This window comes from Chitinophaga arvensicola (genome assembly GCF_900110835.1).
GTDB lineage: Bacteria > Bacteroidota > Bacteroidia > Chitinophagales > Chitinophagaceae > Chitinophaga > Chitinophaga arvensicola.
On sequence record NZ_FOJG01000001.1, the window covers coordinates 695,192 to 717,577 of the forward strand.

The 22,386-nt window shown below is 45.8% G+C and carries 25 protein-coding genes; 8 read left to right on the plus strand and 17 right to left on the minus strand.

Annotated features, from left to right (window positions below; genetic code table 11):
* Window positions 1-64: 64 nt before the first annotated feature.
* The 3 genes from BMW79_RS03000 to BMW79_RS03010 form a co-directional block, all read right to left on the minus strand.
* Complete coding sequence (locus BMW79_RS03000; protein ID WP_089890361.1) at window positions 65-1,141, minus strand: iron-containing alcohol dehydrogenase family protein; 1,077 nt, start codon at window positions 1,139-1,141, stop codon at window positions 65-67.
* A 20-nt stretch (window positions 1,142-1,161) separates the two neighbouring features.
* The gene (gene kdsB, locus BMW79_RS03005) at window positions 1,162-1,890 is read right to left on the minus strand and encodes a 3-deoxy-manno-octulosonate cytidylyltransferase (RefSeq protein WP_089890364.1); all 729 of its coding nucleotides are present in this window, start codon (window positions 1,888-1,890) and stop codon (window positions 1,162-1,164) included.
* Between the two features lie 72 nt (window positions 1,891-1,962).
* A complete protein-coding gene (locus BMW79_RS03010; protein WP_089890367.1) occupies window positions 1,963-3,153 on the minus strand; it encodes a DegT/DnrJ/EryC1/StrS family aminotransferase in 1,191 nt (396 codons plus the stop codon).
* Between the two features lie 118 nt (window positions 3,154-3,271).
* Here BMW79_RS03010 and BMW79_RS03015 point away from each other — a divergent pair, with 118 nt between their 5' ends.
* Window positions 3,272-3,709 carry a YybH family protein gene (locus BMW79_RS03015; protein WP_089890370.1) on the plus strand — a complete coding sequence of 146 codons (438 nt, stop codon included), beginning with the start codon at window positions 3,272-3,274 and terminating at the stop codon, window positions 3,707-3,709.
* Window positions 3,710-3,825: 116 nt separating this feature from the next.
* On the opposite strand, the gene BMW79_RS03020 is transcribed toward BMW79_RS03015, so the two are convergent.
* Window positions 3,826-4,011, minus strand: coding sequence for a hypothetical protein (locus tag BMW79_RS03020; protein ID WP_089890372.1), 186 nt, complete (start codon window positions 4,009-4,011; stop codon window positions 3,826-3,828).
* 383 nt (window positions 4,012-4,394) lie between these two features.
* On the opposite strand from BMW79_RS03020, the gene BMW79_RS03025 reads away from it, so the two are divergent.
* The gene (locus tag BMW79_RS03025) at window positions 4,395-4,940 is read left to right on the plus strand and encodes a CAP domain-containing protein (protein ID WP_089890375.1); all 546 of its coding nucleotides are present in this window, start codon (window positions 4,395-4,397) and stop codon (window positions 4,938-4,940) included.
* Here BMW79_RS03025 and BMW79_RS03030 read toward each other — a convergent pair whose 3' ends face one another.
* Both BMW79_RS03030 and BMW79_RS03035 read right to left on the minus strand, forming a co-directional pair.
* On the minus strand, window positions 4,941-5,210 hold the full coding sequence (locus BMW79_RS03030; RefSeq protein WP_143059053.1) for a hypothetical protein: 270 nt from the start codon (window positions 5,208-5,210) through the stop codon (window positions 4,941-4,943). It lies immediately after the preceding gene.
* A gap of 17 nt (window positions 5,211-5,227) precedes the next feature.
* Complete coding sequence (locus BMW79_RS03035) at window positions 5,228-5,968, minus strand: glycoside hydrolase family 25 protein (RefSeq protein WP_089890381.1); 741 nt, start codon at window positions 5,966-5,968, stop codon at window positions 5,228-5,230.
* A 131-nt stretch (window positions 5,969-6,099) separates the two neighbouring features.
* Between BMW79_RS03035 and BMW79_RS03040 the strand changes: the two genes are divergently transcribed.
* The 3 genes from BMW79_RS03040 to BMW79_RS03050 all read left to right on the plus strand — a co-directional run bounded on the left by BMW79_RS03040 (window position 6,100) and on the right by BMW79_RS03050 (window position 9,282).
* On the plus strand, window positions 6,100-7,125 hold the full coding sequence (locus tag BMW79_RS03040) for an SPASM domain-containing protein (RefSeq protein ID WP_089890384.1): 1,026 nt from the start codon (window positions 6,100-6,102) through the stop codon (window positions 7,123-7,125).
* A 142-nt stretch (window positions 7,126-7,267) separates the two neighbouring features.
* Window positions 7,268-7,630, plus strand: a complete 363-nt coding sequence (locus BMW79_RS03045; RefSeq protein ID WP_089890386.1) for a BlaI/MecI/CopY family transcriptional regulator — start codon at window positions 7,268-7,270, stop codon at window positions 7,628-7,630.
* Window positions 7,631-7,635: 5 nt separating this feature from the next.
* Window positions 7,636-9,282, plus strand: coding sequence for a M56 family metallopeptidase (locus BMW79_RS03050; RefSeq protein WP_089890389.1), 1,647 nt, complete (start codon window positions 7,636-7,638; stop codon window positions 9,280-9,282).
* 1 nt (window position 9,283) lies between these two features.
* Here BMW79_RS03050 and BMW79_RS03055 read toward each other — a convergent pair whose 3' ends face one another.
* Genes BMW79_RS03055 through BMW79_RS03065 form a run of 3 tightly spaced genes read right to left on the minus strand, consistent with a single transcriptional unit; the run spans window position 9,284 to window position 10,341 of the window.
* Complete coding sequence (locus tag BMW79_RS03055) at window positions 9,284-9,631, minus strand: hypothetical protein (protein ID WP_089890391.1); 348 nt, start codon at window positions 9,629-9,631, stop codon at window positions 9,284-9,286.
* Between the two features lie 20 nt (window positions 9,632-9,651).
* The gene (locus BMW79_RS03060; RefSeq protein WP_089890394.1) at window positions 9,652-10,122 is read right to left on the minus strand and encodes a hypothetical protein; all 471 of its coding nucleotides are present in this window, start codon (window positions 10,120-10,122) and stop codon (window positions 9,652-9,654) included.
* A 24-nt stretch (window positions 10,123-10,146) separates the two neighbouring features.
* Window positions 10,147-10,341, minus strand: coding sequence for a YtxH domain-containing protein (locus BMW79_RS03065; RefSeq protein WP_089890397.1), 195 nt, complete (start codon window positions 10,339-10,341; stop codon window positions 10,147-10,149).
* Window positions 10,342-10,528: 187 nt separating this feature from the next.
* Here BMW79_RS03065 and BMW79_RS03070 point away from each other — a divergent pair, with 187 nt between their 5' ends.
* Window positions 10,529-11,599 (plus strand): AI-2E family transporter, encoded by a 1,071-nt coding sequence (locus BMW79_RS03070; RefSeq protein WP_089890400.1) that lies wholly within the window; start codon window positions 10,529-10,531, stop codon window positions 11,597-11,599.
* Here BMW79_RS03070 and nadD read toward each other — a convergent pair whose 3' ends face one another.
* From nadD to paaA, 5 genes are all read right to left on the minus strand, one after another.
* Window positions 11,600-12,169, minus strand: coding sequence for a nicotinate (nicotinamide) nucleotide adenylyltransferase (gene nadD, locus BMW79_RS03075; protein ID WP_089890402.1), 570 nt, complete (start codon window positions 12,167-12,169; stop codon window positions 11,600-11,602).
* Window positions 12,170-12,251: 82 nt separating this feature from the next.
* On the minus strand, window positions 12,252-12,746 hold the full coding sequence (paaD, locus tag BMW79_RS03080) for a 1,2-phenylacetyl-CoA epoxidase subunit PaaD (RefSeq protein ID WP_177192021.1): 495 nt from the start codon (window positions 12,744-12,746) through the stop codon (window positions 12,252-12,254).
* Window positions 12,747-12,748: 2 nt separating this feature from the next.
* Complete coding sequence (gene paaC, locus BMW79_RS03085; protein WP_218150273.1) at window positions 12,749-13,513, minus strand: 1,2-phenylacetyl-CoA epoxidase subunit PaaC; 765 nt, start codon at window positions 13,511-13,513, stop codon at window positions 12,749-12,751.
* Window positions 13,510-13,878: a 1,2-phenylacetyl-CoA epoxidase subunit B gene (locus BMW79_RS03090; protein WP_089890410.1), complete on the minus strand. Its 369-nt coding sequence runs from the start codon at window positions 13,876-13,878 to the stop codon at window positions 13,510-13,512. The genes paaC and BMW79_RS03090 overlap by 4 nt, the downstream gene beginning before the upstream one ends.
* A gap of 88 nt (window positions 13,879-13,966) precedes the next feature.
* Entirely contained in the window at window positions 13,967-14,965 is a 999-nt protein-coding gene (gene paaA, locus BMW79_RS03095) for a 1,2-phenylacetyl-CoA epoxidase subunit PaaA (RefSeq protein ID WP_089890412.1), read from the minus strand.
* 163 nt (window positions 14,966-15,128) lie between these two features.
* On the opposite strand from paaA, the gene BMW79_RS03100 reads away from it, so the two are divergent.
* Window positions 15,129-15,794 carry a hypothetical protein gene (locus tag BMW79_RS03100; protein ID WP_089890415.1) on the plus strand — a complete coding sequence of 222 codons (666 nt, stop codon included), beginning with the start codon at window positions 15,129-15,131 and terminating at the stop codon, window positions 15,792-15,794.
* 39 nt (window positions 15,795-15,833) lie between these two features.
* The gene (locus BMW79_RS03105; protein ID WP_089890416.1) at window positions 15,834-17,282 is read left to right on the plus strand and encodes a S41 family peptidase; all 1,449 of its coding nucleotides are present in this window, start codon (window positions 15,834-15,836) and stop codon (window positions 17,280-17,282) included.
* 47 nt (window positions 17,283-17,329) lie between these two features.
* Here BMW79_RS03105 and BMW79_RS03110 read toward each other — a convergent pair whose 3' ends face one another.
* The 3 genes from BMW79_RS03110 to BMW79_RS03120 all read right to left on the minus strand — a co-directional run bounded on the left by BMW79_RS03110 (window position 17,330) and on the right by BMW79_RS03120 (window position 22,359).
* Window positions 17,330-18,259: a M28 family peptidase gene (locus tag BMW79_RS03110; protein WP_089896755.1), complete on the minus strand. Its 930-nt coding sequence runs from the start codon at window positions 18,257-18,259 to the stop codon at window positions 17,330-17,332.
* Window positions 18,260-18,303: 44 nt separating this feature from the next.
* Window positions 18,304-20,433 (minus strand): ferrous iron transport protein B, encoded by a 2,130-nt coding sequence (feoB, locus tag BMW79_RS03115; protein WP_089890419.1) that lies wholly within the window; start codon window positions 20,431-20,433, stop codon window positions 18,304-18,306.
* A gap of 174 nt (window positions 20,434-20,607) precedes the next feature.
* Complete coding sequence (locus tag BMW79_RS03120) at window positions 20,608-22,359, minus strand: PspC domain-containing protein (RefSeq protein ID WP_089890422.1); 1,752 nt, start codon at window positions 22,357-22,359, stop codon at window positions 20,608-20,610.
* Window positions 22,360-22,386 lie beyond the last annotated feature (27 nt).

The window sequence follows — 22,386 nt, forward strand, 5'->3', positions numbered from 1 at the left end:
TTAAAAAAGCAGGAACAAACCGACAATACCGGCTGTTCCTGCTTCACATTTTATTTTAATCCCCTTACAGACGCTCGTATAACTTACGCAGTCTTTCACGGGTCATAATCTCTTTCCAATCCTTTCCAAGGGCGTTCTCCCACAGCGGCGCCATACCCAGCGACACATTAATCATGGTATCGAACTGTTCATCAGTTAAGCCTTTGGTAATGCCCTGCGGAATATCAATGCTGTGCTTTTTCACCATCTGCTTGAATTTCACCACGCCTTCCGGGTAGAACTCTTCCAGCTTATCAAATACGATACAGTTACCAATACCGTGCTTAGTACCCAGCAGATAGGCCAGTCCGTAGCTGACCGCATGCGCCACACCCACCTGGGAATAAGCGATGCTCATACCGCCGGCATAGGAAGCCATCATCAGTTTCTCATCGGCATCGTCATCCCAGTTTTCCTTCTGCAGGAAAATTTCCTCACACAGTTCCTGTGCCTTTTCTCCATATGATTGACTGAATGCGTTCAGGTAGGTACCTTCCAGCGATTCCACACAGTGAATGAAACAATCCATAGCAGTATAAAAACGCTGATTGGGTTCAACGGTTTTTGTCAATGCCGGATCGAGTACGATCTGATCAAACGGTGTAAAATCCGAGTTCATGCCCAGTTTACGGGTAGGACCGGTTAATACACAGGTACGGCTCACTTCCGCACCGGTACCGGAAATAGTAGGAATCCCTACTTTATATACGCCGGCTACTTTCACCAGATCCCATCCCTGGTAATCGGCAGAAGAGCCCGGATTCGTCATCATCAGGGATACCGCTTTGGCCATATCCATTACAGACCCGCCACCAATACCAATAATACCCGATACAGTACCGAATTCAGCAACGAGTTCGTCCCTTACCTGGTCTACATATTTGGTTTTCGGTTCGTCCGTTACATCAATCACTACCACCTTATCCTTACCCTGTAACGGGATACGGGATAAAAATTCCTTCTTATCCTGGAAATACTCATCCACGAAGAATATCATGGGAGCATCACCTACGCGCCTGGGGGCCAGTATTTCACCCAGCTGATCAAAACATCCGCTGCCGTAAACTACGTAGTCCACCATTTTAAAATTCCTGAATTTCATATATCCGTATTAGTTAGATGTTATAAAAGTTTTGCTGCCTTTTCCAGGTCTTCCGGTGTATCTATTTCCACGCCCATGTAGGAGGTCACTACCATTTTCATGGGAATACCGTTCTCCAGGTAACGCAGACATTCTATCTTCTCTGCAGCTTCCAGCGGTGTTACTTCCAGCTGGGTAAAGTCCAGCAGGGTTTGCCGGCGGAAGGCGTATATACCAATATGTTCGTAATAAACCGTCTTAATCTCTTTGTTACGTGGATAAGGAATCACGGAACGGGAAAAGAACAGCGCATTGAAGTTCTTGTCTACCGCCACTTTCACATAATTCGGATCTTCTATAGACGCCGGATCTTTCAGTTCCTGCATCAGCGAAGCCACCTGCACTTTCTTTCCTTCTTCCCCTTCAAATACCTTCAGCAGCTTTTCCAGCGGCTCTTTCTGTGTAAAAGGTTCGTCGCCCTGCACATTCACCACAATATCCACATCACCCATATCTACAACGGCTTCGGCTATACGATCGGTACCACATTCATGCTCTTTCTTGCTCATGACTGCTTTTCCACCATTGCTAACGATTTCATTGTAGATAAGATCACTGTCTGTTACCACCATCACCTCATCGAATACACCGGTGTTTACGGCCGACTCATACGTTCTGAGTATCACTGTTTTATCACCCAGTTTAGCCATCATCTTACCTGGGAAACGGGATGCACCATAACGGGCAGGTATCAACGCTATTTTTCTCATGTAGTATGGTTTTAAACTGCAAAAGCGCAGACAGCAGATATACATCGCTGCCTGGCGCTTCTGCGGGATCAGTTATAATGCGCTTTTAACGGCCTGCACCAGTTTGGCGGCTCTTTCCTGTATTTCGGCATCACTCCAGCCCAGGTTGATGGGGGTAGAGATATTTCTGCCGATAATAGCATCAGAAGCCGGGAATTCCTTGGTTTTATACACTTCCATGGCCTGTTTCAGTCCGGCTGCAAAAGGTGTTAATACCGCACCTTCCTTGAAATGCTGCCACTGACGGATGTAATGCCAGTTGTTATCGTAATAATGGAAAGCTGCCAGTCCGGCCGCTTTCATTGCCGCTGCCGCTTTTGCAGCCTGCGCTGTTTCCGGCAGGAAGAACGACAGGAAAGTAGCACTGTCGCCCGCTTCATCCGGTAAACGGCGGAAAGTCACACCCGGTACTGCTGCCAGGGCATCTTTGAATATTTTCTTTGTTTTACGCTGTATTTCCAGGAAGGTATCCAGTTTACGTACCTGTGCCAGACCTACTGCAGCATGCAGTTCGGAAATACGGTAATTGTAACCTATAAACGGATGCAGATCCGCCCCACGGTCTACCCCGAGGTGATCATGACCATGGTCCGTATAACCGTCACATTTAGTATAGATATCTTTGTTATTGGTCACTATAGCGCCACCTTCTGCGCAGGTGATCGTTTTTACAAAGTCGAAAGAGAAAGTACCGGCATCACCGATCGTTCCCAGGGCTTTTCCTTTGTAGGAAGCGCCAAACGACTGGCAAGCATCTTCCAGCAGGAACAGGTTATGTTTTTTACAGATAGCCTGTAAAGCGTCCAGATCTGCCATCGCTCCGCACATATGTACCGGCATTACAGCTTTGGTACGGGGAGTAATAGCTGCTTCCACAGCTTTGGGATCCAGGGTCAGGGTATCATCCACATCGACAAGTACCGGGGTAGCACCTACGGAAAATACCGATTCAAAGCTGGCTACGAAAGTAAACGTCGGCATAATGATTTCATCACCGGCGCCCAGTCCGAGAGCAGCCATGGCGGTGGTCAATGCGGCCGTTCCACTGGATGCAAGCTGTGTATGGGATACGTTCAGTTTATCGCAAATGGCCTGTTCCAGCTCTTTCGCTTTCCAGATGCCTTTACGCGGACCGTCAAATCCGTAACGCATCATGATACCTGTTTCCAGTACATCGTTTACTTCTTTCCTTTCCTCGGCTCCAAATAGTTCATATCCGGGCATAAACTGTTGATTTTAAAATATAATTTGAATGAGTGCTTTTTAAATAGTGCTGCAAAGTTACTATAAACAGCATTGCGTTACATCGGAAAAACTGTTTATCTTTTGCTAAAAATTCACCATGCGTTTTATCTTGTTCCTTACACTGTTGGGCTTCTTATCTACTGCACCAGCAGCAGCGCAGAAAGCACAACCGCGCGATCAGCAGCAAATTGCCGCTCTCATGACCCAGCAAACCTCGGCCTGGAACAAGGGCGACCTCGATGGATTTATGCAAACCTACTGGCATTCCGACTCTCTCCTGTTTATTGGTAAAAATGGCGTTACCTATGGCTGGCAGGCTACTCTGGACCGCTATAAAAAAACATACCCGGATGTTACAACGATGGGGAAATTAGACTTTAAACTGTTGGAATTCAAGCCCCTTGCTGCAGATACTTATCTCCTGATAGGCAAATGGCACCTGGAGCGAAGCATCGGCGACCTGGAAGGCCATTTCAGTCTCATCTTAAAAAAAATACAGGGACAATGGAAAATCATTGCTGACCACAGCAGCTAAAAAAAAACCATCCCAGGAATAGGATGGCCGCTATACACCACAACATTAAAGAAGTTGTTCACTTCTTTACTTTTTAGAAGTCATTAGTAGAGTTTTCACTTGATATGGTAATATCTTCAATGCTTTGATTTTTTACTTGCTTCACTATCCCTTACGGCTTTGTTCTCTTTCTCCGGCTTTTCCGACAGATCGCCGTGCATGGGGTTAGTGGTAGTGGTCCCTTTATCGCTGTCCAGTATATCTACCGGTTTTTTCTTCCTGTCCTGATATTCTCCTGCATGATCAGTTTCCTTCTTTTTCATAATATCTTTTTTTGAAGATGAGAAATTCGGGTGACTACAGGTATAGGATTACAAACACTATTCCACGTCAAAAACAGGCACTTTTCGGGCTTTAGCGAACTGTGTCCGGGGCAGTGATTCCACAAAACCCTGATTCACAATGGGAAAGAAACACAACAAACAGGGTGCGGAAATATTGCAGTTGTGATTAACATTAGATTTACAAAAACTATAATCCATTTCTCATATCTGCGTACTATCTTAGTGCCTCGAATACATTTTAACCCGTAACCTCTGATCAACCCCGAGTAGTTTTAATCAAGTTCCTCCTAAAGCCTTCTTTTAGTTTTAATCCAAGTCCTGTTTAGAACCCGGTATCTATTTACTATAACTTATTACTGGTTATGCCCGGGAAAATTACACGTGTCGCCACCTTATTGCTGGCCGTTCTTATTTATTGCAGTTGCACCAAAACGACTGACCTTGGATTGAAGGATCCAACCAAAACGCCTCCACCAGATACTTCGGTGGTACCTGAAAACAGCGTGGACCGCAAAGCGCTGTTGCAGCTGGTAAACGGACTACGCAGCCGTGGCTGTAATTGCGGAACAGATGCGATGCCTGCTGTAGGCCCCGTTACCTGGAACGGCCTGCTGGAAAGAGCCGCTTATGATCACAGCAAAGACATGGTGCTCAACAAATACTTTGATCACAACGGCCTCAATGGCTCTACTCCCGGCACGCGCCTGGATGCCGCCGGCTACAAATGGAACTATTACGGGGAAAATATCGCCAGTGGCAGTCTGGATGAACAAGCCGTGGTACTGGGTTGGCTGAACAGCCCCAAACATTGTCATAACATGATGAATCCTACGTTCACCGAAATCGGTATTGGTCGCTACAACAACGACTGGACGATGGAACTGGGTAAAAGAGTGGTGACTAAATAATCAGGGCGCGCTCATTTTTTTGCGCCACATACGCCATACAAAATAAAGATACGCTACCAGGGTAATGCCGAACCAGGCGTAGAAAAAGATCATTCTGCCGGGGGTTGATTCCTCCGGCACGGCAAATCCCAGGTATAACCCCAGGAATACATTGAGCATCATCCAGAAAAAACCAATGAAGATGGTACGCATGATTTTTATGAGAAAGTGAAACAACTCATAATCCATCTTATTGGGATCTTCTACTGGTTTTTCGGGTTCTTCTTCCATAATCATTTATAACAATGCTAAGGTATGCACAGTTTTGCAAGTGCCGTACTATCTCCCCTAAATACATTAAAATCTACGGTGGTGCTGATGCCGTTTACCCGGCCAATATCGCTATGCTGCCAGAACAACCAGGCCCGGTCGGAACGGGGCCGTTCTTTCTGGTAATAGTGTGCAATCCATAACGGATAACGGTCAAATTCACTGCCAAGATAGGTTTCGTAAAAGTGAATATTAGTGTAGATGATGGGTTTTACCTTGTACACCTTCTCCATTTCTTCCAGCCAGATCCTGGCGGTACTGCGGATCACGGCGGCCGGTTGGTTGTTACTCGTTTCAATATCCAGCACCGGCGGCAGATCCCCGGATTGAAGGTCTGCCACATTATGAAAGTTGATGGCCTGTTTCAATGGATCGCGGGTGGCATAAAAGAAGTGATAGGCCCCACGGATCAAACCGGCTTTGCCTGCCCGGTCCCAGTTCTGTTTAAAAGCCGCATCCTGACGGGTAATACCTTCGGTAGCCTTTATAAAGGCGAAGGATATACGAATTTTGTCTACCTGCATCTGCTTTACTGCCGGCCAGTTGATCTCTTTCTGAAACTTTGACACGTCTATTCCATGGATCTTGTAATTTACAGGCATGTCAATCCCGAACTCTTCATACCGGACAAATTTGATTTTTGTTTCCCGCTGACGCCACCATAAATAAGCCGCCACGGCTAGTATTACTAATAATAATCTGATCCAGATGCTTTTCACTTTGCTTCAGTTAGTTGCAGGGTAATTTGGGTACGGGTGCTGTTTAAAATACTGACAGCCCAATTTTTACAGCAAGTATAGGCTATAATTTGTTTAAAGAAGCTACTTTTACATAGGTCAAGTGATTTTTTATGCCCGATTTTAACCTGAAGGATACCCTTAATTTGTTTTCCAAATTCACGCTGCGCCGGGGTTTAAACGCCGGCAAAGTACTTGGAAGCTATTTTATGAGCAAATGGACCGGCAAGCCCGTACAATGGGGCTATCCTATTTCCATCTCTTTTGAGCCTACTACCTCCTGCAACCTGCGTTGCCCGGAATGTCCGAGCGGGCTGAGAGCCTTTACCCGCCCTACCGGGATGCTGGAACAGGATTTCTTCAGGAAAACAATCGACGAAATATCCAAAGAACTGCTTTACCTGATCTTTTATTTTCAGGGAGAACCTTATCTCAACACCGGCTTCCTCGACATGGTAAAATATGCCGCTGCCAAAGGTATTTACACTGCCACCTCTACCAATGCCCACTACCTCACTGATGCGAACGCCAAAAAGACCGTGGAAAGTGGACTCGACAGGTTGATCATCTCTATTGACGGTACTACCCAGGACGTATATACGCAGTATCGCGTAGGCGGTCACCTGGATAAAGTAATACAAGGGGCAAAAAATATCGTGAAATGGAAAAAAGAACTGAATTCGTCCAAGCCTTTTGTGTTCTTCCAGTTCCTCGTGGTGAAGCCCAACGAGCACCAGATAGAAGATATTAAAAGACTGGCCAAAGAAATCGGTGTAGACCAGGTGCGCTTCAAAACGGCCCAGGTATACGACTATGAAGAAGGCAACCGCTTAATTCCTACCATCGATAAATTCTCCCGTTACCACCGCAACGAAGACGGTACCTACGCGATTAAAAACAAGCTGGGTAACCACTGCTGGCGCCTTTGGCACTCCCCGGTAGTTACCTGGGACGGCCTCGTGGTGCCCTGCTGCTTCGATAAAGATGCCCAGCACCGCCTGGGTGATCTGAAAAAAGAATCGTTCAAAGCGCTCTGGCACAATAAAGAGTATATCCGTTTCCGTAGCCAGATCCTCGAAACACGCAAAAACATTGACATCTGCGCCAATTGCAGCGAAGGCACCAAGGTATGGGGATAATATCTCTATGCTTCCCGCTGTAAAAGCCTAATGGCTCTTCAACAACTTTTTTCTGATTGACACTCAATCTATTAACTACGTTTGTAGTCATTATACTACAAAAATAGTTTTTAAACTACAAAAATAGTTATAGATTAGTGTTATGAAAAAGCTATCCCGCAAAGAAGAAGAGTTAATGCAGGTAATATGGGACCTCGACAAGGCCTTTGTAAAAGACGCCATTGAACAATACCCGGAGCCCAAACCTCATTACAACACCATTGCCACGCTTATGAAGCGGCTGGAAGAAAAAGGGTATCTCGCCCATCATGAATATGGTGGCTCCTACGAGTATTACCCGGTTATAGCTAAAGAAAGCTATAAGGACACCTTTATGAAAAAAGTACTTCACACTTTTTTTGATAATTCCTATCTCAATATGCTGGCCTATTTCGCGAAAGAAGAGAAGATCAGCCCGGATGAAATGAAGGCCCTCGTAAAGATGATTGAAAAAGATAAAAAGTAACGTGTATGCCTACTCTGTTTATATATCTCCTGCAAACATCAGGGGTGATGACGATTTTCTATCTCGGATACATCACCTGCTTCAAAAAAGAAACTTTTTACAGCTATAATCGCATACTGCTATTAAGTGCTTTTATATTTTCGGCGGTGCTTCCACTACTACCACTACCGGCCTTCCATTGGTCGGAAAAGGCGCCGGAAGCTGGTACACCGGTAAATGTTTACTTTGCTGACAACGCAAACCCGCAAACGCCGGTACTTGTAGCCACGCCTGAGACTCACTGGTGGGAGCCCCTTACACAAAACGCCGTCGCTATTTTATCTGTCGTTTATATAGCCGTAGCTGTTATACTAATAGTTATGCATTTGCTGCAATTGTGGAACATCAGACGCCTGGCAAAATCGGGAGATGCTTATGTACACAACAACATCCGGTATGTAAAACTCAATGGTCTAACGGCGCCATTTTCCTTTCTGCGCACCATCTTTTTTGACCCTAACGCCCACGAACAAACGGAGTTGCAACATATTCTCAAACATGAAGAGGCGCATGTGCTGCAATACCATTCTGCAGATATGCTTTTATCCTCGCTCTACTGCTGCCTTTGCTGGATCAATCCTTTCGCCTGGTGCTGTAAAAGAGCGCTGCAGCTGAACCTGGAGTTTCTGGCAGATGAGGCTGTGATAAAAAACACTGATGCACCAGACGAATACCAGTACAGCCTCCTGAAAATTGGTCTTGGCGGAAACCGGATGGCAGTAGTGAATCATTTCAGTAAATCTTTCATTAAAAACAGAATACTTATGATGAACAAAACCCAATCTCCCCCACTCCGTACCTGGCGGTACCTTTTATTATTACCTGTACTAACGCTCACAGCTGGTCTGTTATCGGCTACCCAGCCAGAAGTGAACGATAGCAGTGGTAATAAGTATATTTCTGTTGAAAACGGGATGCTTTACGGTGTTATTACACCGGCTACGTCTGATAAAGATCTGGAAGAAATAAAAAGCATCCTGAAGGAAAGCAATTCAACGTTGATGATCCCTGTCCTGAAACGTAAGGCCGACGGGAATATTGACCGCATCCAGTTTGAAATAAAGAATCCAAACAGCGGTATGTCTGTCAGCTATGTTGACCACCCAATGGAAACTTTCTTTTTTTATTCCGGGAGTAAAGAGAGAGGTATTGGCCCTATTCCGCTTGGGACTTTTCCACAAAGCCTGATTGATGTAGCCATTAAGGAGAGCAATGGCAGGGTTAAAGGAGTTACAACAGATTCTACTTATGCGAACCGCTTTCCTGGTGGAAAAAGTGCCTATGCACGCGAACTATCTAAAACCATACGTTATCCACGGGTTTGCCAGGAAGAGAATATTGCCGGGAATGTGATGATTCAGTATAAGATCCTCCCTGATGGTACTATTTCAAATGTAGAAGTACTAAGAGCCCCCCACAGAGCACTGGGAGCAGAAGTAAAGCGCGCTATTGAAGCACTGCCGGCCTTCAGACCAGATCCTTCCGGGAAAACGGAAATGGTTACCACCAATGTCGCATATATGCTGGAAAAGGCCAATGGAGAACGAATCCAGGAGGAGGCATTACCACCGTCAAAACAAGACATAGTAGTAATTGGGTACGCCAGCAAATAAGCTATTCAGCAACAGGTTCTTTCTTCTTCCGCCGGCTTTTGGTGACCTTATTAAAAAGGTTGATACCCAATTGCACACCCACAAACTCTAATGCTGTCATTAATGCCCCGGTAGCAAAATTCTTGAATTTACCACTTCCCCAGGCCATCTTAGCCACGTTCATGGCTACGTTCAGGGCACCGCTATGTTTGGCGCTACCGGGGATAACAGCATTCAGGGCCATCTTTTTATAGTTGTCCTTGAAATAATCTACCCTGTTACCCATTTCATTTTCCAGTTGCCTGGAGCGCATTTTTAAACGCGCAATTTCCAGCTCCAGTGTTTCGAAACTGTTTATTTTCTTAGGCATGTGTAAACATTTATCATGGTTTATCCTTTCATGGTGTTTTCCGTGGCTTCTTCATCCGGTACATAACCTGGATCTGCCGCATGTTCTGCTGCTTCTTTTGCCCGTTGATTATGAATATGATTGGAATGATCGTCGCTATCCGTAATCTCATCCACCAGTTCAGCGATCAGCAATTTGGCCAGTGGCCGCTGTATCAACTGCTTGCGGAATAACAGGATCACAAGAAATAACAACACAAATAAACCTGCAGCACAACTGAATCCAATAGTAAAACTACCGGTCATTTCGCCAACCCAGAAGCCGACTACCATACCCAGGAATACAATCACGAAAAAAAACAGCAGGAAAGCCATCGTTATGGAAAAAAACAATCCCAACGCTTTCGATAGTTTTCCTGCTGCCTGGAGCTTAATCAGGTCCAGTCTGGTTTCCAGGTATTCCCTGGCTACTTTTCCCGTTTGGTTAAAGTAGTTGCTGAAATTATCTTCCATGCAAATCAATTTATTCAAATGGGGTTATGCCAACTCATTCTCTAACTCATCCTGAAATTGATCTTTTTTCTTTCTCCATTTTTCTTTCAGCTTTTCTGATTGGTCTCTGAACTTTTCTACCAGTTCATCTTTTTTATCAGAGTTCAGGAAGTAACCTACTGCAACACCAACGGCAGCACCAACGATAAATGAAACCACGGCTTTGGAACTTGTACTCATAACTAAGGTTTTTAAGATGTTATAAATTAGGTTTTCTTTTTTGGTACCAGAGGTGCAACAAACATTATTCCATAAATGGAAATCCTCTGCAAAATTAAGAACAAGCACTGCGCAATTTTGTTTAGGACTTATTTAAAGCATCGGTCTGTTTTTTGACATACCAGTTAATTACACGATATTATGTACTATGAGCTATCTTGATAATGACCGCCTCAAACAAATTGGCTTTTTACTCCTGATCCTGTTCCTGGCCATCCTCCTTTTTATGGAGATGTTTACCTTTTTCCCGGGATTTCTGGGCGCTGTTACCCTGTATGTCATCAGCCGGAAATGGATGTTCAATCTGGTAGAAAAACGCCACTGGAAGAAATCACTCACAGCAGCCCTGCTGATGGTACTCTCCTTCCTGGTGATCCTGCTGCCAATAGGCATGTTGATCAACATGCTGGCCGCTAAAGCCGCCTATGCTGCCAATCATTCCACAGAACTTATTAATAGTCTCAAACAAACCAATGCACGGCTGGAAGAAAGCCTCGGATTCGGCTTGTTGACTACAGAACGTTTACAAAAAATACAGGAAAATATCACCGCATTTCTGCCCGGCTTCCTCGGAGCTACCTTTAATACCCTCACGGCTATTGCCCTGATGTATTTTATGCTCTACTTTATGCTGGTAAACGGCAGGAAAATGGAGGAAAACCTATATGAATACATCCCGCTGAAAGATAAAAATGTGGAAAGACTGGGTAAAGAGTTCAACACTTTGGTAATTGCTAATGCTGTGGGTATCCCCCTTATTGCGGTAGTGCAGGGTGTCGTTTCTTTAATCGGGTACTTAATTTTTGGAATTCCCCAACCCTTTTTCTGGTTTGTTATCACCTGTTTTACTGCCATGCTGCCGGTAATTGGTGCTGCCGCAGTTTATGTGCCCCTTGGTGTATATCTTCTGGCGGCCGGTAACACCTGGCAAGGTATAGCGGTGCTGGTTTACGGATTTGGCGTAGTAGGAACTTCCGATAACATTGCCCGTATGTTGCTGGCAAAGCGGATTGCAGACGTACATCCATTGATCACCATCTTTGGTGTCATCATCGGTGTAAGCCTCTTTGGCTTCATCGGCCTGATCTTCGGCCCCCTGCTCATTTCCATGTTTATCCTCTTACTGGAGATTTACGGGAATGAATTTGTTGTAAAAAGAAGGGATCGCCACCAGCGGACAGCTACCAGCAATGCAGAATCGCCATCAGATGGTAAATGATCAGCGGTAGTAATTATTTTCTGAGATATAACTAATCACATTATCAGGCACCATAAAACGTACAGATTTTCCTTCTTTTATCCACTTACGGATATCTGTTGCGGAGATGTCCAACATGGGCGCTTCCAGTATTTCAATTTCGGCGCCGAACGTATCCGTTATGTCATGTCCCGGCCGGCGATAAACATAAATGGGATAATTCTTTACGATCTGTTCAAAATTTTTCCAGCGGGGTAAATTCTGAAAGCTATCGCTTCCCATGATGATCGCAAATTCCTGTGTAGGAAACTTTTCCTGCAGATAAGTAAGGGTATCTACCGTATAGGAAGGTCTGGGCAAAGAAAATTCAATATTGCTGGCGCGTAGCCGCACTTCATCCTTGATGGCCAGTTCCACCAGGTGGAAGCGGTCGTGCTCATTCAGCAGAGCAGACTGGGGTTTCAGCGGATTATGCGGCGAAACCACCAGCCATACTTTATCAAGATCAGTATTGTACGCTACGTAATTGGCAATGATCAGATGCCCCGTGTGTATAGGATTAAAAGACCCAAAATACAAGCCTATTCTCATGTTTTCATCGTATAAATTGCCAATGGCGACTTCAATAATGCGTGCAAAATAGGTATTTATAGCGGGAACATAGAAATAAGGCTTATTCCAATGGTTTGAACTGCTCAAACACCTGACCACATGCCTTACAAAAATGGATCGCACGGCAAAGCGTGGAGCCAAACGGGGAACGTAAATACGTTTGCTCACTTCCGCAATGCGGGCAGGGAACTTCCATCATGATTTCTGTGCTGATCTCTCCGGTAAGCACCTTTGGTGGAGCTATCCCGAAGTTCTTCAGTTTCTCTTTTGCTGCCGGCGTCATCCGGTTGCTTTGCCAATGCACCTGTTTATCCACCTCAACGCTCACGGCTACACCGAGTTCACTTTCCAGCGTCGTTTTAATCTGTTGCTGAATATACCCGACTGCCGGACACGCCGCAAACGTAGGAATCATCTTGATATGCACACCAGTTTCCTCCAGCTCTACCCCGGTGATCATACCGAGGTCCACTACACTCAACACCGGAATTTCCGGGTCCATCACATGTTCCAGGGATGCATATACAGTGGCGATATTTATTGTTTGAGTAGACATCATCACCATCTGGCCTCCGTATCCAGGTTAAATACTTCACTCATTTCTTTTAGCAGCGGCTGCAAATACGGCGTATGAATCCCCTGACGGCCACCATATACAGGCACAATAGCACCGGCTTCGGGTAGGTTCAGGGAAGCTTTTACCAGTACCGGGTAAATCCGGTCCAGCCAACGATGATACAAGGCTGTTTCACCGGGATATACCTTCTCTGCTATCAATGCGTCTTCATATACCGGCGAAGGTTCGAAAAGGCCTGCCGCCAGTGCAATGGTATCGTTCAGTGCCTGCTGCATACGACTATAGCTTTCTTCTCCGGCCCGGCTCAGTTGCATAATCCAGGCGTTGGCATGCAGCGTATGATATTTCAACTCTCCCTTCACCTTGTTGCTGAGTAGTCGTAACGGCTCAAAACTGCTATCCTGCAAGCTTTCATAACGGATGGTTTCTGCCTGGTCAAACAAAAAATGCCGCATCAGACTGAAATCATATTCTCCGTTGGGCATTTCTACCAAATGCGAGGATTTAAAATCTTTTTCCGGACGCAAAAATGCGAAGGAATCGGGATCTGCGCCGCCCAGGTCTTCATGAAGCATCCGGTACAATGCCCACGCATGCCCTATTTTGTCCTGTGCCATGGAAGAAAAAGCGATGTCTTCTTCCATCACAGGTCCTAATCCTGTCCACTCCGAATTACGATGGCCCTGAATCAGCTCATCGTCCGCCATTTTTATGATCAGATCCGTTAGTGCTGCGTTGTTCATCATTTGGATTGTTTGAATTTATTGATCTTCTCCATCACTTTGAAACCACTGGCATCGCGGTAAGTTTTTTCCAGGTTGTTGGCAAACATATCTTCATCTTCCACATCAAAAGCCAGTATATCTGCACTTTTCACCACCCAGAGATTAACGCATCTTTTGCGACGGGCAAATTGCTCCTTTGCAAATACCAGCGCCAGTTGAGGATCAGGGGCATGTACGCATCCCACATGCTCATGATGGGCACCTCTTTTTTCCTGGTGAAATACCTCGTATATATTCCAGTTCTCCCCTTCTTCCACTTTCACTACTTCTCCCGCATCACCCAGTTTAAGTCTGTTTACGCGGGGATCTAAAGAATCGTTAGACATGAATTATTAAATGATTTTAATAGTAAAATTGTTAATGAGCCTCCATGGCCATATTGCCGGAATATCATATCCTGCTTACCCACATTTCTTATGCCACCGGAAACGCCCGTTTTTCGGTGGGTCTCATCAATGCCTTGCGTACCCATCTGCCCTGCTCTTCAGCCCATTTACGCACCTGCAACCGTTCTGTATTACATGGACCGCCGCCGTTGATAACCCGGAAAAACTCATCCCAATCGGGATCGGTATATTCCCAGCGACCGCTTTCGGGATTTTTCCTCAAAGCCGGATCCGGCAGGGTTAATCCCAGTTCCCATATTTTAGGTACATAAGACTCCAGGAACTGATTCCGCATTTCATCATTGCTGGCCATTTTCACCTTCCACTGCATCAGCTTTTCGCTATGACTGGAGGCTTTGTCCGGAGGTCCGAAAAAATGCATGATCGGCTGCCACCAACGATTGAGGGCATCCTGCAACATGTCTTTCTGCGCCGGTGTACCGGTAGCCAGTTCTATAAACGCATCGTGCCCCTGTTTCAGGTGAAAACTTTCTTCGTAACAGATCCGCTCCAATGCCCTGCAATACGGTCCGTAGGAACCTTTTGCATTGGCCACCTGGTTTACAATAGCGGCAGCATCGATCAGGAAACCGATAACAGCCACATCTGCCCAGGTTTCAGCCGGATAGTTAAATACATTGGAATACTTGGATTTACCGCTGAGCAGGTCATTGATCATGGCTTCCCGGGATTTGCCAAGCGTTTCAGCCGCATTGTAAAGCAACTGTCCATGGCCGATTTCATCCTGTACCTTGGCTATCAGCGCCAGTTTTCGTTTAAAACCGGGTGCACGGGTAATCCAGGTGCCTTCAGGTAATGCCCCGATAATTTCTGAATGCGCGTGTTGTTCAATAAGGCGTATCAGCTGCCGCCGGTACTCTACCGGCATCCAGTCGCCGGGTTCGATCTTTTCTCCTTTGGCAATACGTTCCTCGAAAGCAGCGAGTTTTTCTGGCTCATCATGCTGTTCTTCTTCCCGCAACTGTTTTCTGTTGGGTTCATCAAAAATATATCCACCGCCGTACATAGTGCGATTGTTTTGGTCGAAAGTAAATTACGGAAAAAACACCGTTTAAGCAGGAATAGATTGTTAAATAGCCCGGATTCAAATGTTATAGAATCGCCAAATTTTGCCGGCATGAAACAGATCGTGGGGCATTACATTAATTTTAATCATCGCTATCCCGATCATGCTATCTACTGCTGCCATACTGAGCTTACTGTTGCTGCCCCCCGGGCAGAAAAAACCATGTCCCGTACACCGGCATTTTACCGTGATCCAGCTCAATTTCGAGGAGAAAAACAGCCCGGCGCCACCTGGCTCTGATACCATCTATTACGATGCACAGAGAAAACTGCAATGGGATGATTTTCAAGCGAAACCGTCACCAAACGGACCCAGTGCAGCAGTGTCGTACACCAGTTTTGCCTACGATGGCAACAGCAACCTGGTAAATGATACCCTCCGCATCACCCTCCGGCTCCAGGTATTCTTTATCAAAAGCGCATCCTGGGTACGCGCAGATGCCCGCAACAGCTATGCACTGGCGCACGAACAACTGCACTTTGATATCACCCGGCTGGTAGTGGAGCGGTTTAAACAGAAACTCCGCCAAACCGCGCTGAACCGCGACGATTACGATAGTATCATACAATATCAGTATCTTCAATCCTTCCGGGAAATGAACCGTCTCCAATACCGGTTCGACCAGGAAACACATCACGGACTAAATGCCGCTGAACAGATCCGCTGGCGGGATAAAGTAAACGTAGGACTGAGAAACAACGGGGTACTCCCGGAAGAACTGGGTATTGAAGGCAGCAACTTCATGCCCATCAACAATAATCAGTTCTGACGTTTATCCACAACGGTGATACAGCATAAAAAAGGAACTATGCAGCCAAATTATTTCTATCACACACTACTTACAGGCCTGGTCCTGATTTTCCTGTTACCTGCCTGCAAAAAGAATGACACGCCTGCGCGTAACCGTGGCGGGGATGGCAGTGCAACCACTGGTACCATCAATGACAGCATCTTCTTTATTGCAAAAGATATCTATCTGTGGAATGATGCACTTCCCGACTCCGCCACATTTAAGCCAAACTCATATGCGACTCCGGATAAGATGTTTGCCGCACTTGCCCTCTACAAAAAAGATGCAGCAGGCCAGCCGCTTGACCGCTACAGCTTTGTAGACAATGGAGGCACTTCCCGGGCACTGCAACAAGGCATTGTTGGCGATGTTGGATTCGAAGTTGGCTTCCAGACTGATTCTACTTTATTCATCGTATATGTATATCCCGGTTCCCCGGCCGATAAAGCCGGCCTGAAAAGGGGATGGCAACTGTTATCCGTAAACGGCACCAGCCGCTTCCTGGTAAACGATGATGCCACCAACAACCTGCTGAATAACGCTTTCGGCAGCGCCAGCGCTACCTGGAACTTCCGCAAACCAGACAACACCACCCAACAGTACACCTTACAAGCCGTGGAGTATAAGTTAAATCCTATCCTGTATTCACATTTATATGACTTTAGCGGCACAAAGATCGGCTACATTGTTTTCAACAACTTTGTATCCCTTGCAGATGTAAAACCAACATTCGATTCTATTTTTGATGCTTATACAAAGGCAGGTGTAAAACAGGTAATCCTTGATCTGCGCTACAACGGCGGCGGACTGCTGGAAACTGCGGAATACCTTGCGAATAAACTGGTGCCGGCAACCAAAACCAATACCGAAATGTATTCGCAGTATTTTAATAACAATGTGAATACCAATAACTACGGTCCCTATTTCAGGAATATGAAAGCGGTCCCTTACTACCCTAACGTAAACTGGACCGATATCTTTAATAGTGAAGCGACCACATACAAAACAGCGCGGTTCCAGAAAGATGGTGGCCTGGCGCTAGATAAAGTAACCTTCCTGGGCACCTATAATACCGTTTCCGCCAGCGAATTGCTGTATAATGTATTAAGACCAGTAATGACCACACGCCTGGTTGGTAGCACCACCTATGGCAAACCAGTGGGCTTTATCAATATCTCCTTCAGTAAATACGATATGTATGCGGTGAATTTTCAGACGAAGAATTCCGCCGGCCAGGGTGATTATTTCAGCGGTCTGGTTCCCGATATAAAAGTGCAGGATGACTATACTACCGACTGGGGCACTTTGAGCGATCCCTTACTCCGTAGTGCACTCACAGATATGGGGGTACCTGCCGGCGCACTGGGACGTATGGCAAAAATGAATGAAAACAGACGGGCCTTCACACCAGCCAACAGGCTACAGGCCACGAAGTTTAAAGGAATGTTGCAAACTATCCGCAAATAAATATTTTCAGGGATGTAGTGGTCATCACTACATCCCTCTCTTCCTTCCTACATGGTTTTAGCACCACTGTATTTATTCTCCGGTAAATCACTATCCAGCTTTTTTACCAGCTCCAGTATTGTTTGTACCGATCTGTAATAGAAAGAATGATTGATGCGGGAATATTCGTCAGAGAGACGATGGTAATCAGGATGATCTTCTACGCCGAAATATAAAAACGGTATCTTCTGTTTAAAAAACTCGCCCTGATCGCTCTGGCTGGTCCAGTCCTGCGATCCGCTATCCGGATTATCATGCCCGGCGATGAGCTTTACACTACTTGTAGCAGCGATATCATCAACATATTTTTTCAGATCCGGAAACTGGAAAGTACCACACACATAAAGTTCGTTCTTATCGTTATGGGCAATCATATCCATATTTATATTCTGCCTGATCTGGGTCAATGGCACCGGAGGTTGCGCTACAAAAGCTTTGGCCCCCTGAAGGCCTTCTTCTTCTCCATCAAAAGCAGCAAAAATAAGGGTATAGCGGGGAGGATGTTTTTTAAAGTAAGTCGCCATGGCCAATAAGCCACCAATACCGGAGGCATTGTCATCAGCCCCGTTAAAAACCGTATCAGCCGCATTTTTCTGTGAAATACCAAGATGGTCGTAGTGGGCGGAGATAACGATCACCGTGCTAAGCTTGCCCGGAATATAGCCGTACAGGTTAGTCCCCATTATTTTCTTCTCTCCTTCCTGGAAATAGAAAGGATATTCGTAGGTGTCGTGATAGGCGGACAAACCTATCTTTTTGAAACGGTCGAGGAGATAAAATTGCGCCATGCGACTGCCACGGGTTCCCGTTTTACGCCCTTCCATTTTGTCAGCGGAGAGCGTACGGACATCCTTCATCAGTTGCAGAGAATCCACAGAATTCTGTGCGGCAACCGGCAGCGCCAGAAACAAGCAAAAGCTGTAACAAAGCCATTTCATAAACATTGCATTTATGGTTAACTATATCTGCAATGTACAAGATATTATTTGAAGATATTAAAGATGATCAAACTGCAGACATAGGCCAGTGCGGTCATGTAAACAAGCTGTATCAGCGGGTATTTCCACGATTTTGTTTCTCTTTTTACAATCGCCATTGTACTCATACACTGCATGGCGAAAGCATAGAAAATCATTAAGGATAACCCGGAAGCCAGGGTGTAAACCGGCCGGCCATCAGGCCAGGTAGCAGATGCCAGCTTTTCCCGGAGCGTAGCATTATTGTTTTCCGGATCCTCTCCTACGCTATACAGTGTAGCCATCGTTCCTACAAATACTTCACGTGCGGCAAAGGAAGTAATCAGGGCAATCCCGATTTTCCAATCGAAACCAAGCGGGCGGATAGCGGGTTCAATGGCATGGCCCAGTACCCCAGCATAGGAGTTGGATAACCGGGCAGACTGGAATTCTTTATTTAAAACCGCTGCTTCAGGAGAAGCAGGATCTACCTGCGCGAGCATCGGTTCGTATTTGGCATGTACCGGTTCCATACGGCTGGCTGGCCCGTAAGAAGCCAGGAACCACAGGATCACCGAAATAACAACGATCACTTTACCGGCATCTTTCACAAATATTTTCGCTTTTTCTACCATGGTAGTACCTACGTTCGCCCAACGCGGTGAACGGTATACCGGCAACTCCATGATGAAATAACTTTTCTCTTTAATGCGGACAAACAATTTCATCACAGCTGCAATGAAAATGGCCATAAAAAAGCCGAGCAGATACAATCCCATCATTACCAGCCCCTGTAAACCAAGGATGCCAAAACGCTTGTCCGGTATGATCAGGGCAATCATCATGGTATAAATCGGGAGCCTGGCAGAGCAACTCATCAGTGGTGTAACCATGATGGTAATCAGGCGCTCTTTCTTATTCTCAATAGTACGGGTGGCCATGATAGCAGGAACGGCACATGCAACACCACTGATCAGTGGCATCACCGATTTTCCGTTTAGTCCTACCTGCCGCATTAAACGGTCTGTCAGAAAACTGATACGGGCCATGTAGCCGGTATCCTCCAGGATGGTAATCAATCCGAAAAGGATCATGATCTGGGGAATAAATACGGCAAAGCCGCTGATACCCGCCAATATTCCATTGATGAAGAAGTCGGTTACCTTGTTATCCGGCAGCGTACCACTCAGCCATCCGCTAAGGGCGCCAAAGCTGCCTTCGATCCAGTCCATCGGGTAAGAAGCCAGCCAGAAAATACTCTGGAACAGGAGGAACATCACTACCAGTAAAATCACGTAGCCCCAGAAGCGATGCAACAGGAGATCATCAATTTTCTCAGAACGCAGCTGCTTTTGCAACGGATCGTTTTCCACCACCGTTGCTTTCATGATATGTTTGATCCGGCCGTACCGCTGCATGATCTCTTCTGCCTGGATCTTTGTTTTGTTGAACTGATGCTTTTCAAGCGAGTTACGGACGGCCTGCTTGGCAGACTTGTCAACAAATGGCAGTTCATCAACGTTAACGGCTATATGTAAAGCGCCATAGTCGCTTTTTACCGGTACTATTTTCTTTACGTCCTCAATTACTTCCTTTGCCAGGGCGCCGTTGTTGATAAAGTCGCGGGGAGGATTGCTGTATTGGGAGCGTAAAGCAAGATCTATTACTTTTTTAATTTCTGTAACGCCTTTGTTCTTGCGGGGATTGATGGACACCACTGGTACACCCAGTTCTCTCTCTAATCCATCCAGGTCTATTTCCACGCCTTTTTTGCGGGCAATATCCATCATGGTCAGCGCAATGATCACTGGTATTTTCAGGTCAATGATCTGGGAGCAGAACAACAGGTTGCGTTTCAGGTTAGAGGCATCTGCTACGATGATGACCAGCCGGGGAGCATCCTCGTTCTGCTGATTAATCAGCACGTCGTAGGTCACATATTCATCGGCGCTTTTGGGGTACAGGCTATAAGTTCCCGGCAAATCGATAATGTTGGCGCTTACGCCTGGCACTATCTGAGCCGTTCCGGTTTTTTTATCTACCGTTACACCCGGAAAATTACCCACCTTCTGGTTTAAACCGGTGAGCGCATTAAAAAGGGAACTTTTACCACTATTCGGATTACCTACCAGCGCGATGTTTATGGGAGCCTGCATTCCTTATCTTATCCTGTTTATTAATAATTGGCGAATGTGCAAAGTTAAACATTAATCGGCCGGCGGAATGATCCGATCGGGAAAATCTCTGAAAGGTAATTTCATGAAAAGGATAGGGCGAGAACAAGTACTTGTTTTCGCCCTATCAATTTAAAAATTAAATCTTTATAAAGATTAACTATTGAACATGTTTAATAAAGAATAAGCAAGGAAAGATACACCACCGTCGATCGGCTGACTCTTTTTTACCGCTTTTACGGCATTTTCAGCAGAGGGACCTTTGTAACGATAGCCTTCTGAAGAAGAGTCGCTATTATTTTTCTCCGGCGCTGATTTCTTTTCGTTTACATCATTGGATCCTTCCGGCGTCATCTGCAGGTTCAGGGGATCAGACCCGTCGTTATCATCATTATCCCAGTTATCATCGTCATGGTTATAGCGGCTGAAGCTATAGTTACGATATACTTCCCGGTCTATCTCTATGTTCTTTCCTACTGGTACTTTGATGGTGACGGTGATGCGTTGTCCACGGTATTTTGAATGTCGTGGCAGGGAGAAGCCTTCCGGCAGATACAGTACTGAATCCTTTTGATTCAGGTGAAATTCGATATCATGCGCCAGCTTCCTGGCCTGTTGTACCGTGCGGCCTCTGGAGAAACGGGTAACATCTACAGAGAAGCTATCGGTCAGACTCTTTTCCACTCTTACCCGGATGTAGTTAATCAGCACGGTATCATCAGCGATCAGCAAATGATCATCAAAGAAACTGATATCATCACCATTGATATCCGACATAATACCTGGCGCTCTTTTCAGGATCAGCTTACCATTCAGCGGCTGTTGTATCGCTACTGTTTCCGTTTCAGAAGAAGGTCTTCTGAAATCCTTGGTAAAAGAGGTGGCCACTATACCGGCGAAAACCAGACCCAGGATCCAAAGAAGCATTAAAGTATAACCGGCATAACGGTTAGATTCTTTTACTCCGGTGAGTTTACGGATAATAAAGATGATCAATGCAACGATGGGTATACCGATGAGCAATCCTACGGCTGGCCACAACAAGGCGGTTTGTACCCGTGAATCGAGTAAAAGATCTTTCATGGGGAAAAGGGCCGCGGAAGTTACTGCCATCGCTATTCCTGCCACTATCAGGCAGATCAGCATTACAACAGCAAAGAAATAAAAGAACCCCTTTGTAACAAATACCAACACTTTACCTAATCCACTGGCCAGGTTCACAAAAAAGCGTTCGAGGTCGTTACCTACCTGCTTGCCGCGGCCCTGAGAAAAATTTCGGATATCATCTCCTACATTTTTCACCTGACCTTTCATATGATTTAATTCCTCTTGTATAGTAGATCTGATGGTGTTCAGGTCTACTCTTTCTCCTCTCATTTCCAGTTTCTCTGCGGTAGTATCAGCAGAGGGTGTAGCGATCCAGAGAATGAAGTATACCAGGATACCGGAACCAAAGCCACCTACTGCGAGCAGGGCGAATATGATACGGAAAATTACCGGGTCAATATTAAAATAGGCGCCTAATCCGCTACATACACCGCTCAGGACTTTATTTTCCGGATCGCGGTACAGGCGTTTGCGTGGGCGGGGAACATATGCTTCATACGGATCTTCCTGTTTCTGCTGTTGGGTTGATTCTCCTGCAGCATCATCAAATTGTTCCGGCGTACCCATGGAAGCTTTTACTGCTACTACATCTTCATCAGTGATGCAGTGTGCGCCTTTTTTCAATTGATCCTGGAATATTTCAGCAATGCGGCTTTCAATATCAGACACAATTTCATCTCCACCCTCCTCTTTCGAAAAATATTTCTTCAGGCTGCTGAGATACTGATTGAGTATCTCGTACGCGCTATCCTCGATGGGGATAAGGCGGCCCGACAGGTTTATGTTGATTATCTTTTTCATTACCAGTTGATTTTAGGTTTTAGGTTA

Bases quoted from the DNA above. Each gene is read 5' to 3' on its own strand.
- BMW79_RS03000 (WP_089890361.1), bottom strand. From the start codon at position 1,141: ATGAAATTCAGGAATTTTAAAATGGTGGACTACGTAGTTTACGGCAGC.
- kdsB (WP_089890364.1), bottom strand. From the start codon at position 1,890: ATGAGAAAAATAGCGTTGATACCTGCCCGTTATGGTGCATCCCGTTTC.
- BMW79_RS03010 (WP_089890367.1), bottom strand. From the start codon at position 3,153: ATGCCCGGATATGAACTATTTGGAGCCGAGGAAAGGAAAGAAGTAAAC.
- BMW79_RS03015 (WP_089890370.1), top strand. From the start codon at position 3,272: ATGCGTTTTATCTTGTTCCTTACACTGTTGGGCTTCTTATCTACTGCA.
- BMW79_RS03020 (WP_089890372.1), bottom strand. From the start codon at position 4,011: ATGAAAAAGAAGGAAACTGATCATGCAGGAGAATATCAGGACAGGAAG.
- BMW79_RS03025 (WP_089890375.1), top strand. From the start codon at position 4,395: ATGCCCGGGAAAATTACACGTGTCGCCACCTTATTGCTGGCCGTTCTT.
- BMW79_RS03030 (WP_143059053.1), bottom strand. From the start codon at position 5,210: ATGGAAGAAGAACCCGAAAAACCAGTAGAAGATCCCAATAAGATGGAT.
- BMW79_RS03040 (WP_089890384.1), top strand. From the start codon at position 6,100: ATGCCCGATTTTAACCTGAAGGATACCCTTAATTTGTTTTCCAAATTC.
- BMW79_RS03045 (WP_089890386.1), top strand. From the start codon at position 7,268: ATGAAAAAGCTATCCCGCAAAGAAGAAGAGTTAATGCAGGTAATATGG.
- BMW79_RS03050 (WP_089890389.1), top strand. From the start codon at position 7,636: ATGCCTACTCTGTTTATATATCTCCTGCAAACATCAGGGGTGATGACG.
- BMW79_RS03055 (WP_089890391.1), bottom strand. From the start codon at position 9,631: ATGCCTAAGAAAATAAACAGTTTCGAAACACTGGAGCTGGAAATTGCG.
- BMW79_RS03060 (WP_089890394.1), bottom strand. From the start codon at position 10,122: ATGGAAGATAATTTCAGCAACTACTTTAACCAAACGGGAAAAGTAGCC.
- BMW79_RS03065 (WP_089890397.1), bottom strand. From the start codon at position 10,341: ATGAGTACAAGTTCCAAAGCCGTGGTTTCATTTATCGTTGGTGCTGCC.
- BMW79_RS03070 (WP_089890400.1), top strand. From the start codon at position 10,529: ATGAGCTATCTTGATAATGACCGCCTCAAACAAATTGGCTTTTTACTC.
- nadD (WP_089890402.1), bottom strand. From the start codon at position 12,169: ATGAGAATAGGCTTGTATTTTGGGTCTTTTAATCCTATACACACGGGG.
- paaD (WP_177192021.1), bottom strand. From the start codon at position 12,746: ATGTCTACTCAAACAATAAATATCGCCACTGTATATGCATCCCTGGAA.
- paaC (WP_218150273.1), bottom strand. From the start codon at position 13,513: ATGATGAACAACGCAGCACTAACGGATCTGATCATAAAAATGGCGGAC.
- BMW79_RS03090 (WP_089890410.1), bottom strand. From the start codon at position 13,878: ATGTCTAACGATTCTTTAGATCCCCGCGTAAACAGACTTAAACTGGGT.
- paaA (WP_089890412.1), bottom strand. From the start codon at position 14,965: ATGTACGGCGGTGGATATATTTTTGATGAACCCAACAGAAAACAGTTG.
- BMW79_RS03100 (WP_089890415.1), top strand. From the start codon at position 15,129: ATGCTATCTACTGCTGCCATACTGAGCTTACTGTTGCTGCCCCCCGGG.
- BMW79_RS03105 (WP_089890416.1), top strand. From the start codon at position 15,834: ATGCAGCCAAATTATTTCTATCACACACTACTTACAGGCCTGGTCCTG.
- BMW79_RS03110 (WP_089896755.1), bottom strand. From the start codon at position 18,259: ATGAAATGGCTTTGTTACAGCTTTTGCTTGTTTCTGGCGCTGCCGGTT.
- feoB (WP_089890419.1), bottom strand. From the start codon at position 20,433: ATGCAGGCTCCCATAAACATCGCGCTGGTAGGTAATCCGAATAGTGGT.
- BMW79_RS03120 (WP_089890422.1), bottom strand. From the start codon at position 22,359: ATGAAAAAGATAATCAACATAAACCTGTCGGGCCGCCTTATCCCCATC.